General features: G+C 54.6%; 11 protein-coding genes. 7 read left to right on the top strand and 4 right to left on the bottom strand.

Translation table 11 applies throughout. The features are described from left to right. Positions 1–308: 308 nt before the first annotated feature. The 7 genes from hsdR (at position 309) to G3M63_RS10970 (ending at position 11,678) form a co-directional block, all read left to right on the top strand. Entirely contained in the window at positions 309–2,675 is a 2,367-nt protein-coding gene (gene hsdR, locus G3M63_RS11000; protein ID WP_163983064.1) for an EcoAI/FtnUII family type I restriction enzme subunit R, read from the top strand. A gap of 26 nt (positions 2,676–2,701) precedes the next feature. Then, positions 2,702–3,880, top strand: coding sequence for a restriction endonuclease (locus tag G3M63_RS10995; protein WP_163983062.1), 1,179 nt, complete (start codon positions 2,702–2,704; stop codon positions 3,878–3,880). A gap of 12 nt (positions 3,881–3,892) precedes the next feature. Continuing rightward, positions 3,893–5,362, top strand: a complete 1,470-nt coding sequence (locus G3M63_RS10990; protein ID WP_163983059.1) for a class I SAM-dependent DNA methyltransferase — start codon at positions 3,893–3,895, stop codon at positions 5,360–5,362. Next, positions 5,359–7,065: a restriction endonuclease subunit S gene (locus G3M63_RS10985; RefSeq protein WP_163983057.1), complete on the top strand. Its 1,707-nt coding sequence runs from the start codon at positions 5,359–5,361 to the stop codon at positions 7,063–7,065. The genes G3M63_RS10990 and G3M63_RS10985 overlap by 4 nt, the downstream gene beginning before the upstream one ends. After that, on the top strand, positions 7,065–8,060 hold the full coding sequence (locus G3M63_RS10980; RefSeq protein WP_163983056.1) for an Abi family protein: 996 nt from the start codon (positions 7,065–7,067) through the stop codon (positions 8,058–8,060). The genes G3M63_RS10985 and G3M63_RS10980 overlap by 1 nt, the downstream gene beginning before the upstream one ends. 232 nt (positions 8,061–8,292) lie before the next feature. Next, positions 8,293–9,891, top strand: a complete 1,599-nt coding sequence (locus G3M63_RS10975) for a hypothetical protein (RefSeq protein ID WP_163983054.1) — start codon at positions 8,293–8,295, stop codon at positions 9,889–9,891. Between the two features lie 167 nt (positions 9,892–10,058). After that, positions 10,059–11,678 carry an MBL fold metallo-hydrolase gene (locus G3M63_RS10970; RefSeq protein ID WP_163983052.1) on the top strand — a complete coding sequence of 540 codons (1,620 nt, stop codon included), beginning with the start codon at positions 10,059–10,061 and terminating at the stop codon, positions 11,676–11,678. A gap of 255 nt (positions 11,679–11,933) precedes the next feature. Here G3M63_RS10970 and G3M63_RS10965 read toward each other — a convergent pair whose 3' ends face one another. From G3M63_RS10965 to G3M63_RS10950, 4 genes are all read right to left on the bottom strand, one after another. After that, entirely contained in the window at positions 11,934–12,104 is a 171-nt protein-coding gene (locus G3M63_RS10965) for an AlpA family transcriptional regulator (RefSeq protein ID WP_163983050.1), read from the bottom strand. A gap of 592 nt (positions 12,105–12,696) precedes the next feature. Continuing rightward, complete coding sequence (locus G3M63_RS10960; protein ID WP_163983048.1) at positions 12,697–13,218, bottom strand: hypothetical protein; 522 nt, start codon at positions 13,216–13,218, stop codon at positions 12,697–12,699. A 9-nt stretch (positions 13,219–13,227) separates the two neighbouring features. Continuing rightward, a complete protein-coding gene (locus G3M63_RS10955) occupies positions 13,228–13,521 on the bottom strand; it encodes a BPSL0761 family protein (RefSeq protein ID WP_163983046.1) in 294 nt (97 codons plus the stop codon). Positions 13,522–13,536: 15 nt separating this feature from the next. Continuing rightward, positions 13,537–14,022: a hypothetical protein gene (locus G3M63_RS10950; protein WP_163983044.1), complete on the bottom strand. Its 486-nt coding sequence runs from the start codon at positions 14,020–14,022 to the stop codon at positions 13,537–13,539. Between the last annotated feature and the right edge of the window lie 111 nt (positions 14,023–14,133).

Genomic DNA, 14,133 nt, shown 5'->3' with positions numbered 1-14,133 from the left:
ATGCGATAAGCGAAGGCATAAGAGTAAGGATAACTAACGCACTGACTGTCATCCGAGCATTAGAGCCACCGCAGGGGCGTAGGCTTCGACATGGTCCCAGGTAAACATCAGCCATACCAAGGCGCTGATCGCCAGGTTCACTCATTCGCAGCCGGTGTGATTGTGAAATAGCTCGCGTCGTGGCAGGCTGCATCGCATCCACAATGCGTTTCAATGTAGGAGAGCTACTGGCGGCGCTGATCTGAACCCCTGCGAGCCCACTCCCGCTACCGAGCAGGCGCGCTTCCTGCGCCCCCAAGGATTGGAAGATGGACAAGAAATCGCTTTCAGAGCGGGACATCTGCAGCAAATACATAGCTCCCGCCGTCCAACGAGCTGGCTGGGACATGCACCGCCAGGTTCGAGAAGAGGTGAGCTTCACCAAGGGCCGCATCATCGTCCGAGGCAAACTGCATAGCCGTGGCAAGTCCCGCCGTGCAGACTTCATCCTCTATCACCAGCCGAATCTCCCCTTGGCAGTCATCGAGGCCAAGGTGAACAAACAGTCCATGGGCTCCGGCATGCAGCAGGCTCTGAGCTATGCCGAATCGCTCGACGTCCCGTTCGTGTTCTCCAGCAACGGCGACGGCTTCCTGTTCCACGACCGCAGTGGCACTGGCAGCCAGATCGAAACCCAGCTCACACTTGAACAATTCCCGAGCGCTCAGGAGCTGTGGCAACGCTACTGTCAATGGAAGGGGCTGGACCAGCAGGCCCGGCAGAAAGTCGAGGCGCCCTACTACGACGACGGCTCTGGCCGCATGCCGCGCTACTACCAAACCAATGCCATCAACCGCACCATAGAAGCCATTGCTCGCGGCCAGGACCGCATTCTGCTAGTCATGGCCACCGGCACAGGAAAGACCTACACCGCCTTCCAGATCATCTGGCGGCTATGGAAGTCGCGCCAGAAGAAACGCATTCTTTTCCTAGCCGACCGCAACATCCTGGTCGACCAAACCAAAAACAACGACTTCAAACCCTTCGGCCAAGCGATGACCAAGATCGCCAAGCGTCAGATCGACACCTCGTACGAGATTTATCTCTCGCTCTATCAGGCCGTCACCGGCAATGAAGAGGAGATGAACATCTACAAGCAGTTCTCTCGAGATTTCTTCGATCTGATCATCATTGACGAATGTCACCGGGGTAGCGCCGCGGAAAATTCCGCCTGGCGGGAGATTCTCGAATACTTTTCCGATGCGACCCACGTCGGTCTGACTGCAACACCGAAGGAAACCAAAGAAGTTTCAAGCATCACGTACTTCGGCGAGCCGGTGTACAGCTACACACTAAAACAGGGGATCGAAGACGGCTTTCTCGCTCCTTATAAGGTCGTTCGCATCGATTTCGACAAGGACCTTCAAGGCTGGCGACCTCCGAAGGGCATGCTCGACAAGAACGGCGAGCTGATAGAAGACCGTATCTATAATCTCAAAGACATGGATCGCGCCCTGGTCATCGAGGGCCGCACCCAGCTTGTCGCTCAGAAGGTTACGGACTTTCTCAAGACAACTGACCCATTTCAGAAAACCATCGTGTTCTGTGACGACATCAACCATGCCGAGCGCATGCGCCAGGCGCTGGTCAATCTCAATCCCGAACGGGTGGCGGAAAACCGCAAATACGTAATGCGGATTACTGGCGATGACCAAGAGGGCAAAGCCGAGCTGGATAACTTCATCGACCCGGAAGCCCGCTACCCGGTCATCGCAACCACCAGCAAGTTGATGACTACCGGCGTAGACGCACAAACCTGCAAGCTGATCGTGCTGGACCAACACATTAAATCCATGACCGAGTTCAAGCAGATCATTGGTCGCGGCACGCGCATCAACGAAGATTTTGGCAAGTACTGGTTCACCATTATGGATTTCAAGAAGGCCACCGAGCTGTTCGCCGATCCAGCCTTTGATGGTGAACCCGTAGTGATCTTCACACCCGGTGGTGATGACTCCCCTGTGCCGCCAGACGACATTATCAATGGTGGAGACTGGCTGAATCCCGACGCATCAGATCAACCAGACGACTTTGATTTTCCCGAAGGGGAAGAAGGCGGCAGGCGGATCAAATACGTCATCGATAACATACCCATTTCCGTGATAGCCGAGCGGGTACAGTACTACGGTCCGGATGGCAGGCTGATCACCGAGTCACTGCACGATTACACCCGCACCTGCGTAAAGAACCAGTTTGCCTCGCTAGATGATTTTTTGCGCCGGTGGAGCAGCGCTGACCAGAAAAAAGCCATCATCGACGAAATGGCTGCACAGGGCGTGATGTGGGAAGCCCTCGCCGAAGAAGTCGAGAAAAAACAGGGCACACCGCTAGATCCGTTTGACCTGATTTGCCACGTTGCCTTCGATCAACCGGCGCTATCTCGCAAAGAGCGCGCCGAACAGGTGAGAAAACGCAACTACTTCGCCAAATACTCCGGTGCCGCCCGCCAAGTGCTTGAAGCGCTGCTGGAGAAGTATGCGGACACCGGCATAGAGCACATTGAAGACATCAAAATTCTTCAGCTGGACCCTTTCAGCCAGATCGGCGCCCCGTTGGAGCTAGTCAAGGCATTCGGTGGAAAGGCCGGCTACACCAAGGCCATCCACGACCTGGAAGACGAGCTGTACAGCGCCTGATGCAATTAAGCTAAAGAGAATCAAAGATGACCGACTCCCAACGGCGCATTGTCCGTACGCCCCTATTTCCAACCTACTCAGAAGTCGCCGCCCTGCTGAGAATCTTTCCCAACTACCGAAAATCACAGGTCTATAGCCTGATAAAGGCAGTTCATAATCAGGCCGGCACAGTGAAGAAGAACGTCGACTGGAGCAACCCTGACGAATGGATTGACGAAAAACTGGGCGGGGACGACAGGAAGCTGGCCAAGGATATCTGGCAACTCAGCCGAAAACAGGTCAATCCGCGTCACATCTACGGCAGCTATTTGTTTATCAGCGGATATCAATTGCTTGATAACGACAGCAATGGTCTATGGCAACCGACCGAAACCGGAATCGCCTTTCTTAACAATGAGCCCCAGACTATTCGCCGATTGGACGAAGAAGAAGGCCTGCCTCAGCTTCTGGCGATTCTGGCAGCCTGTTCGCCAGCACAACGAGGAGATCTACTGGAAGAGTGGTCCGATTTCCTGCTGGAAAACTCCAACTACAAGACCCCCTCAACGTTCAAAGACACCCAGCGTCGGCGCTTGGTCAATCTGGTAGAACGCGGTTATGTGAGCCGCGAAGGCAACAGTTACAGCATCACTGACAAGGGCGTAGACTACGCCGCCCCTCAGGGAGCCCAGCGGACACCGGCAGCACACCACAGCGTACTAAGTGCAGTGAAAGCCTACAACGACACCCAGACTTCAGTGCTGCGCGGCCAATTGGAAAGCATGGATCCGTACCGATTCGAGGCCCTGATCAAGGACCTATTGGAGGCTATGGATTATGAAAACGTAGTGGTCACCAAACAGAGCGGCGACAAAGGGGTAGATGTGACAGCCAACTTCCAGTTTGGCATTACCGAAATCAAGGAAGTGGTGCAAGTGAAACGCCACCGAGCCAACCTTGGCCGCCCCGTATTAGACCAGCTACGCGGCGCGCTTCCTCTGCATGGCGCACTGCGCGGAACCATCATCACCATCGGCGGGTTTGCCAAAGGGTGCAAAGATGTCGCGCTGTTTCCCGGCGCAGCCCCCATCACCCTGATCGACGGCGACAAGCTGATCGAACTGCTGGTCAAGCACAGCGTCGCCGTTAAGCAAAAAAAGCTGACGCTAATTGAAATTGACGACAGCTATTTTCTGGATGAACCGGAAACCAGCATCACCGAGTAAGGAAAGCAGTACATGTCAATCAGCTCCACCATCAAATCCATCCAGGACATCATGCGCAAAGATGTTGGCGTCGATGGCGACGCGCAGCGTATCGGCCAGCTTGTGTGGTTACTGTTTTTAAAAATCTTCGACGACCGTGAGCTGGAGTGGGAGCTAATGGATGACAGCTACCGCTCACCAATCCCCGAGCGCTGCCGCTGGCGCAATTGGGCTGCCGACCCGGAGGGCATGACCGGTGATGAGCTGAAGGACTTCCTTGATCGCCAGCTGTTCCCTACCCTGCAGAGCCTCCACGAGTTCAGCACCACACCGGCTGCATACGTGGTACGCGGCGTCTTTGCAGACGCCTACAACTACATGAAGTCAGGCCAACTGATCCGTCAGGTAGTCAATAAGATTCAGGAAGGCGTGGACTTCAATAAGGCGCAGGAACGCCACGAGTTTGGCAACCTTTACGAGCAACTGCTGCGCGACCTGCAGAACGCTGGCAATGCCGGAGAGTTCTATACGCCTCGCCCGGTCACTGAATTCATGGTGCGCATGGTCGATCCCAAGCTGGATGAAAAGGTCATGGACCCGGCCTGCGGCACCGGCGGCTTTCTGACCTGCACCATCGAACACAAGCGCAGCCGCTATGTAAAAACGGCGGACGATGAGCGCACCCTGCAGGCGAGCATCTTTGGCGTAGAGAAAAAGCCGCTGCCGCACCTGCTGGCTACCACCAACATGATCCTTCACGGTATCGAGGTGCCCAGCCAGATCCGCCATGACAATACCCTGGCCAAGCCCCTGATCAGCTGGGGACCAAAAGATCGGGTGCATTGCATCGTCGCCAACCCGCCCTTTGGCGGCATGGAAGAAGACGGCATCGAAACCAACTTTCCTGCCACCTTCCGCACCCGCGAGACTGCCGACCTCTTTCTGGTGCTGATCATGCAGCTGCTGAAAGACGGAGGCCGCGCCGCGGTAGTACTGCCCGATGGGTTTCTGTTTGGTGAAGGCATCAAGAGCCGCATCAAGGAAAAGCTGCTTACCGAGTGCAACCTGCACACCATCGTTCGCCTGCCCAACGGCGTATTCAACCCCTACACCGGCATCAAGACCAACCTGCTGTTCTTCACCAAGGGCACACCAACCAAGGATGTGTGGTTCTATGAGCACCAATACCCAAAAGGGGTTAAGAACTACAACAAGACGCGCCCCATGCGAATCGAGGAATTCGATGTGGAGGCAGCCTGGTGGGGCAGCGAAGCCGACGGCTTTGCCGCACGGGTGGAAAACGAGTTTACCTGGAAGATCAGTGTCGAAGAGCTGCAGGCGCGCAACTGGAACCTGGACTGTAAAAACCCTCATATCGGTGAGCAGATCAGCCATGACCCGGACGAACTCCTGCGTAACTACGCCACGCTGCAAGGTGAAATCAGCGATCTGCGCGACCAGCTTAAGGCGGTGCTGGCCGAAGCCCTGGAGCGTCAGGTATGACGGCGTTGCTCACCGAAAGCTTGCCACTGCTGGCCGGCGCACCCAATGGCATCAAGAAACTGCGAGAGTTGATTCTGGAGCTCGCGGTGCGTGGCAAGCTGGTGCCGCAGGACCCGGATGATGAGCCGGCCAGTCACTTGCTAAAGCGGATTTTCGAGGAAAAGGCGCGGTTGGTGGCTGAGGGGAAGATCAAGAAGCAGAAGGCGCTGGCGGAGATTGGAAAAAAGGAAAAACCGTTTGTCATACCCCCTGATTGGGAGTGGGTGCGACTTGGTTCCTTGCTGAAGAAAATTGGGGCCGGTAGCACTCCATTAGGCGGGAAAAAGGCTTATGTTGCTGATGGGATCAAATTCCTTCGATCTCAGAACGTTTGGAATGAAGGGCTTCGCCTCAATGACGTTGCTTTCATACCTGAAGAAACACATCAAAGAATGTCAGGAACACATGTTGAAGCAGGTGATCTGCTTTTCAATATTACAGGCGCGTCCATTGGACGCTGTGCCGCAGTCCCTTCAGATTTTGATACAGGTAACGTTAGTCAGCACGTAACTATTATTCGGCCGCTTTCTGGCGACACTCAGCCGTTCCTTCATGTAGTGCTGGTCTCGCAACTGATTCAGCAGACCGTCATGGATGTGCAAGTAGGGGTTTCGCGTGAAGGACTCAGCATTGGGAAGCTATCTCAATTCTTAATACCTTTCCCACCCGAAGCCGAACAACTCCGCATCATCACCAAAGTCGATGAACTGATGGCCCTGTGCGACCGCCTGGAAGCCCAGCAGTCAGACGCCGAAAGCGCCCACGCCCAACTGGTTCAGGCGCTGCTCGGCAGCCTGACCCAGACCAGCGACGCCACCGGCTTCGCCGCCAACTGGCAGCGCCTGGCCGAACACTTCCACACCCTGTTCACCACCGAACCCAGCATCGACGCCCTCAAACAAACCCTGCTGCAACTGGCCGTGATGGGCAAGCTGGTGCCGCAAGATCCCAATGATGAACCAACTAGCGAGCTGCTTCAGCGGATTGAGGAAGAAAAGGCCCGGTTGGTGGTTGAGGGCAAAATTAAGAAGCAGAAATCATTGCAAGCGATCGACGAAGAGGAAAAGCCGTATGCGTTGCCCTCGAACTGGAAATGGGTGCGCTTCGATTCAATCTCAAATACCCGTCTTGGAAAGATGCTTGACAAAGCCAAGAACAAAGGCGACCTGCGGCCGTATCTTCGCAACACCAATGTTCAGTGGTTTAACTTTGAGATCGACGATCTCAAAAGCATGCGATTCGAAGAGCATGAGCTCGATGAATATCGGGTCATCCCAGGCGACCTAGTGATTTGCGAAGGAGGAGAACCTGGACGATGTGCTGTCTGGCAGGGCGATATTGAGCATATGTTCATCCAGAAAGCCCTACATCGGGCTCGTCCCTGGCTGGATATTTCGCCTTTTTTTCTTCAGTTCTGTCTAAAAACGGCAGCTCACACAGGTTTTCTGAATCAATTTTTCACCGGTGCCACAATTAAGCATTTCTCAGGCGAAAAACTAGCTAAGTATCCGGTTCCACTTCCGCCTCTTGCCGAACAGCACCGCATCGTCGAAAAAGTCGATGAACTGACAGCCCTCTGCGACCAGCTCAAAACCCGCCTTACACAGGCCCGCCAACTCAACGAACAACTGGCCAGCACCCTGGTAGAGCAGGCGGTGGCCTGATGGCATACAACAGGCCATGGAAGTCCTTTGCTGAGCAACTGGAATTACTCAAATCGCGCGGAATGGTGGTCACCGACGAAGCGGCCGCGCTCAGGTACCTGGAGCGTATAGGCTATTACCGGCTGACGGCTTACTGGTATCCCTTCCGCGTTTTCCGATTGGAGCAGGACCCGGTGAGCAAAGCCATACGAACCGTGCGCACCGATCAGTTCGAAGACGACACCCGGTTCGTCGATGCCGTCGAGCTTTACCTGTTCGACAAGAAATTGCGCCTGCTGGTGATGGACGCCTTGGAGCGTATCGAGATTGCCCTGCGCGTCGACATCGCCTACTTGCTGGGCCAGCGCAACACCTTCGCGCACCTGGATGCAAAGGAGCTACACCCTTCGTTTGCCGGAAGAGTCAACAGGCGCACAGGGATGACTACCTTCGACGCTTGGAAGGATAAATACAACGGTCTCTTGCAGCGCTCCAAGGAAGACTTTGTAAAACATTACCGTGCCCAGCACGGCCCCGACTTGCCACTGTGGGTGGCGGTCGAGGTCTGGGACTTTGGCGCGGTTTCCCAGCTGCTGGCTATGATGAAAGTAGCTGATCAACAACGCATCGCCGCCAAGTATGGCGTGAAGGATTGGAAGGTTTTCCAGAGCTGGGTTCGCTCGCTCAGTTACCTGCGCAATCTCGCCGCCCACCATAGCCGTGTATGGAATCGTAACGTGACGGACCAACCCAGCCTGCCTAGCCAAGGAAAAATCGCTTGGTGCGATGACTTTATCGGCAAAGCGGATCTGATTGCCAAGCCCTTCCTGCTGTTGGCCATCGCCCGGCACATGGTAAAAGTCATTTGTCCACGGACCGAATGGCACGTACGCCTGATGCAGCATTTGCAGAAATTTCCACCACAGCGTTCGCGTCGCAAGCTGTCCATCGCGGACATGGGGGCACCGGCCGGGTGGGAAAGCTGGTGGGTCGAGGAGTTCCAAGCCGGAAAATAAAAAACCCCCGCGTAAGCTCACTAGGAACCAAGAGGCGGGGGCCGTGTTAAGGAAAATAATAGGCGTCTAGCGCAGAGCAAGCAAGCATTAATGTCTTCTGTTCCCGATTACCAACCCCAATCGCCCGAATTCGGGTCCGGGTCCGGCTATTGGCCCCTATCGCGATTTTGATACTTAGTGAGAATTCGTCATTTCCCTAGGATGGCCACGACATCACTGAGAGGAAGCAAACATGCTGCCAACTAGCAATCAGATGCCGACACTAGGGTTCCTGCACAAAGTCGTGTGCGACTGCCTGGGACTATGGACCAGCGACAACCAAGACGTCACCTTTAAGGTAGGCGCCACTGAGAAAGAGCGACGCACTGCGTTGCGGCAGGCTTTCGAGTCGATAAAAAGAGACGATGGCATGTACGGCTCTTTCGACGACCTGATCGCGGTGACTGTCCAGCTTGCCCCCAAGGATACGCAGAAGGTCAAAAAAGGCAGAACAATCCAGGCATACGTCGATCACCTGTCAAAAACCGACTTTGAATCCATCGATGAATACATCGAGTTGCGTCAATACATTCAGGCGCTGATCACTGAGCGTTTCTCTCGGTGGGGCTTATCCGAACTAGCCGTAAATTTTTACCTTTCGGCGCTTGCCCACTACAGGGAGTTCGTCAGAGAACACGCCTGCAGCGAGCAAAGTCAGGAGTACAGCTATCAGTATTTTATTAGCCGAAACCTTCGCTTTCTGACGGCCACACTTGCCAGCGCATTGTTACCAGACGATACCTGGCCAGCTGCCGGGCCGGATGAGCAGTGGCCTTTAAGATGGTTCGCTGACACTGCATGCAGGATCACCGGTATTTCACTGCACAAACTGCACCAGTACCATGAGTTTCAGCGGCAGGAGCCACTAGGCGAGCAAGCCTGGAATCATGACTTCACCTCCCAGTTGGTCAATACTCGCTCGAAACAGGTGATCGACCGGCTACGTAAGCACGGCCGGATGAAGTGGAAAACCTTTTATCCGACCCTTCAACCGCTGGCCTACCACCTGCCGAAGACCATTAGTGAACAGGCATATGCGACTCACGCTTTTGTGGCCATGATCACCCACAATCTCAATGTCCACGTGGCTGATTGCGGGCCATTCGAGTTCCCCACACCAAGCCACCTCACGCCCGGCAAGGTTAAGTCCAGCCACTCGATACCCAGCAGCGACCTGCTTGACCTGTTGTTCAACAACTATCCCATCGGCCATGAAGCTTTCGCTCAGGAGGCGCCCCAGCGCTATCGATCTCTGCTCGATGAAATTAGGACCTTACCTGCCTCACTGAACCTCGCTGCAGACATCCCGAATAGCCTGGAGCTTGCTTACAAAACTGAATATGCGCGGTTCATCGAAGATACCTGGCACGTAACGTTAATGAACAGCCCAAGCTGGCTCAACGAATGGGTCCGCGCGCGAGATGCCATGTTTGCCAGTGACGGCCCGATGGCGCTCACGCACTTCAAGACAGCACTCGATCAGGCAAAGTACGTGGCGGGACCATTATTTATACCGTTCTACGTTCAAGTTTGCGCGTTCTGCAAAGCGCAGTTCCAGCTGCTTTCAAAGCGAAAAGAGGAGGAGCTATTCGAGCGGTTCTACGCCGGTCTGGGCAGCGATGTTATGAAATATGCAAAATTGGTGGGCTTTATCCCGCATTTCCTGCGAAATCCTGAGACTTTGATGCCTCACAGTACGCTACCTGTGAGGACTAGGCTAATTCTCAGTGAGACCGACGCTCTGGCTAGCGTCCTGGCACAGGTCTTTGATGCGAGCGGCGCGCCGTCTTAGATTCACATCACCACGGGGTAACGCTGCACCCTGCGAAAACCCGGGGTCTGGTGAACATACCCTGACGCTCAGCGCAGTTGCTCCACACTCAAACAAACGCAATTCAGACAGCTCGGCTCATTGCCTAGGGGCAAGGACCGCTGTTGCCCGAAAAAAAGGAAACGATCATGTTGAAAATTAAATTTGTAGGCGCCATCGAAGGTGTCAGTGGCTCTTGCACGTGGCTGCATCACACCGACTCTGACACTCAGTTCTTGGTGGACTGTGGCATGCATCAGGGGACGGAGCGCGAGGAATGGGCCAATAGCCAGGCGTTTCCCTTCCAGGCTGCGCGCCTCAAATATGTGCTGCTGACTCACGCCCATATAGATCATTGCGGATTGCTGCCCCGGTTGGTTCGCGAAGGTTTTACGGGGATGGTTTACGCCACCCGTGCCACCCGTGAACTCACCGAACTGATGCTGCTGGACGCAGCACGGGTAAGCGGCATGTTTACTGAACAAGAGGTGAAGCAGATTCGCTGGAGCGTTCTGGATGATGACCTCGGTTTCAAGTGGGGCCGCAGCATCCGCCTAGCCGAAGGCGTATGGATGGCCTACCTGCGCAGTAGCCATATCCTGGGTGCCTGCTTGAGCAGTATTGGCTGGAAGGTAAATGAAGATAACCGTTCCATCTGCTTCAGCGGTGATGTTGGCTGCCAGACAGACGAGAACGCCTATCTGCCGCTGATGAAGAGTGGCCAACAACCCTTTGCCGACACGGACTACATTGTAGTCGAGTCGACTTATGGCGGCCGCGTCCGAGCGCAAGAGCATCAAGACTATCAGTTACGCCTGGCGCATCTGGCCGAAGTGATCAGCCATACCCTGTTCGTTAAAGGCGGCAAGGTTTTGATGCCCGCCTTTTCGCTACACCGTGCTCAGGAGTTGCTAATGGACGTCCTGCACTGGATGAAAGTTAATCTGCCCGTGAGCAGGAACGCACCTGGGCATAGCGGCGATGCTCGGACAATCACTGCCAATGTCCACGCACCACTGGGTCGAGCGGTGACTCAGGTATATGCGAAACATCTTTGCAGCAAGTCGCCTAATGGCAAGTTTAAATACCTGAATGCGGAGCTGTCTGAGTCGCTTGTGATGCATGCGGACGAGATTCAAGCCATGCTGCAGCGCTTGGTAGATCATGGCAGTTTTAAGGCCGGTGACGGTTATTACATGAGCATGACCAAACCCAAGCAGCCATCGAATTTCGAGGCCGATATCGTGATCGCCAGCTCCGGCATGTGCGACAACGGTCCGGTGGTCAGTTATCTGGAACGCTGGGGTAACGACCCGCGCAACACCGTGATACTCACGGGCTATCAAGCTGCCGGCAGTATAGGAGCAGAGCTGATGCAGCGTGCGACGGCATCCACTACATATGTTGAGAGCCTTTCTCCTGGCCAGGCAGAGGTGATTGATATGTCGCCATACTACTCAGCCCACGCCGATCAACAGATGCTGCTGGATTTTCTGTTCCGTACCGATGGTTTTGTCGGTAACAAGCCCGCGACGCTGCTGATCAATCATGGCAATCCTGAAAGCAAGTACGCACTGCGTGAAGCCGTTGAGATGCGCGCAGGCAGCCGCAAAGAGAACGACCGTGCAATCAAAGAAGTGAGAATTGCCGATGCCCGCTGGCTCAATTTGGATACTGGCGAAGTTATTGAGCAAAGTCACAACGAGCAAGCAATGCTCGAAGAGCTTGAGGCTTTAAGGCGGCAGGTGGAGCTCCTCACTTGCCACTGAGTACCATCTCCGCTGCTACACATACTTGAGTGCGGCAGGCCCTGCCTGGCGCACTTTCAGACACAAGAGGTGTTTATCAATCGAAATGATTTTACCTGCTCTCGAAAAACACGGGAGAGATGAACACCGGCGAGGATCGGGTGGGCCCGGATATTTATACCTAGCCGCAATCGATCCACGGATCTGGGAAGCGATCATCTAACCATGTCGCAAGTAGAGGCGTTCGTCCCGTAGACCTTTTAGATGCCGATGACGTCACCTCGTATCCTCCAAGGCCTCGTCGTAGGCCTCTAACATCTTCTCGGTCCAACGCGTGACACCTTCAATCTTTTTCGGCTTCGGGAACTTATCCTTCCTTTGCCAACGCCAGATCGTCGATGCATTGACCTTGTACCGCTCTGCTACCTCTTTCACCGTGAAGAACATGATCTTCTCCTGCTGTTGATTTGTCAGCGGAGCTTGACGGATCACTGCGCACCCTAGGGTTGCCTAATTCAGCAAATCCAGCGTTTGAAGCTGCGGCGGGAGGGGGCGGCTGGGATCTCGGCCTAAGAAGCTGACGATCAGCGTTTGGAGGGCGAGATCCTTTGGGATTGGCGAACGGATGGTCTTCGAATGACGATAATCGACAGCGCCTACAGGTGTCGGGACGGGAGGCATGCGATCGACAAGCGGATAGGGCATGTCGACACCTAACTAACTAATTGCCGACATGCCCTATGTCGTCAATAGTGAACGTGTTTCCGAAAAAATGGCGCATATCGTCAATCATATGATTGACGATATGCCTCTACTTTTGAGCGGAAGCGTTTTGGATCAGACGTGTCCATAGCAATTGCCGAGATGCTCCCGATGTCGTCAATTATCTGATTGACGACACGCCCCCTCTCTCGTGCTCCAGCGCCGCATGAAAAAGGTCGCTATGCTCTTCCACGTCATACTGGAATGTGGCCGTTAGGCACCTGTGGGAGTTTGGCAACGTTTACGCCAAATACAGGCTGCCTCTATGGTCAGCTAATCAGCAAGGCTTCGGCTTGCTCGCGCTCACCCATCGATCACGGACCTCTTGAGCAGCAGCAAGCGCTTCATCCATTCCGTCGTACTTGTACGCTGGGAAGTATTGCTGGTTGAGCTTTCCAAGCACGACTTTCCGGACGAGATAGCCTCCAGGTACATACTTGATGTAGCGCATGTCGATCTCGGCGGGTTCTGTGGCGGTGGGAGCGCCCATGAGGCCCGTCGCGACGCATTCGTTAACGATGTTCTCCTCTGCTTCCATCGGCGAAGCCTCGTCGTCCTCTCCCGTCGCTCGGGCCGCGTCGTCGAGCTTGCGCTTCTCGATCCATGAGCGTGCGATACGATCCATCACCTCGGATGGAATAGCGACGGTCACGCTCTGCTTTTGATTTTCCCAGCACCTGTCAAAGGAGATCCCTGTTGGTTCTTCGATCTTGAGAAACACCTCTGTGTCGTCCTGGGAGAAGAGTTCTTCATATAGATGAAATGCGGGGCCGGCCGCGATGGAGATTTTCGTGCTCATCAAATATTCCTACAGTATTTCGGGACGGGGATTTACAGGTATTGGCTGATCCATGCGATCCGGGTCTTCGAATACGGGCCCGCTCATCAAAAGCAGCGCCGAGCTTTGGTCATCAAGCGCTACTGAACTCAACTTCGCATATACCTTCGCCACGGACGATAAATGGCGCCGTTCGGGGTAATGGCGCAAAAGAGCCTTCGCAATGCGCCGGATCTCGTCCGGCAAAGTTGTGTTTTGCGTCAGGCGCAACAGGAAGTCTCGTGTTTCCAGCACGGCTCTGGTTCGCTCATCCGGCATCGTCATTAGCCAGTTCCCCAATCACTCAGCATCGTCGTCTACAACAGTTACCGGCTTCGGCTTGGTATTTAGATAGGTGGTTCTGCGAGTTAATGAGGCTGCTTCCTCGTCAGTCCCCTGGAAGGTATGGCCCGGGTCCATGTATCGCTTACCTCCTGAGCAGGTAAACAACCGTGAAACCCTACCGTCCTCGGTTTTGCCTTCCTCGACTCGCTCAATGAACCCGAGCTCCATGTCATAACTAGCGGACGCCTGCCTGGGTAGCAGGATGCTTATCGCATGGCTCGCCACGCCGGGTTCAACCAGTCTGAGCGCGTCGTCGAACTGGCTCACGAGAAACCGCTGCCAATTCGCTTCACCTTCCTCTACATCGTAAAGAATCTCGACTATGTAGATTGGGATGTTCAGGCCCAGCTCGACCATTGCGTAAAACCGCTCGCCCAGCGGAAGCACGCCCTTTTCAAAAAAACTATTGATCAGCCAGCTGGCGTGGGTGGTGAAGATCATCGTGCTGTCCTCTTTTCGAATTTTTGAAGCTGGACGAGGCCATATCTGCCCATGCGCCCAACTTTTGCACACTATAGCTTGTAGCCCTATAGTGTGCAACGAGGCTTCATG

It is taken from the genome of Pseudomonas sp. OIL-1 (assembly GCF_010669185.1).
Taxonomy (GTDB): Bacteria; Pseudomonadota; Gammaproteobacteria; order Pseudomonadales; family Pseudomonadaceae; genus Halopseudomonas; species Halopseudomonas profundi.
The sequence above is the reverse complement of the archived record's forward strand: the minus strand, read 5'-3'. Positions and strand labels throughout refer to the sequence as shown.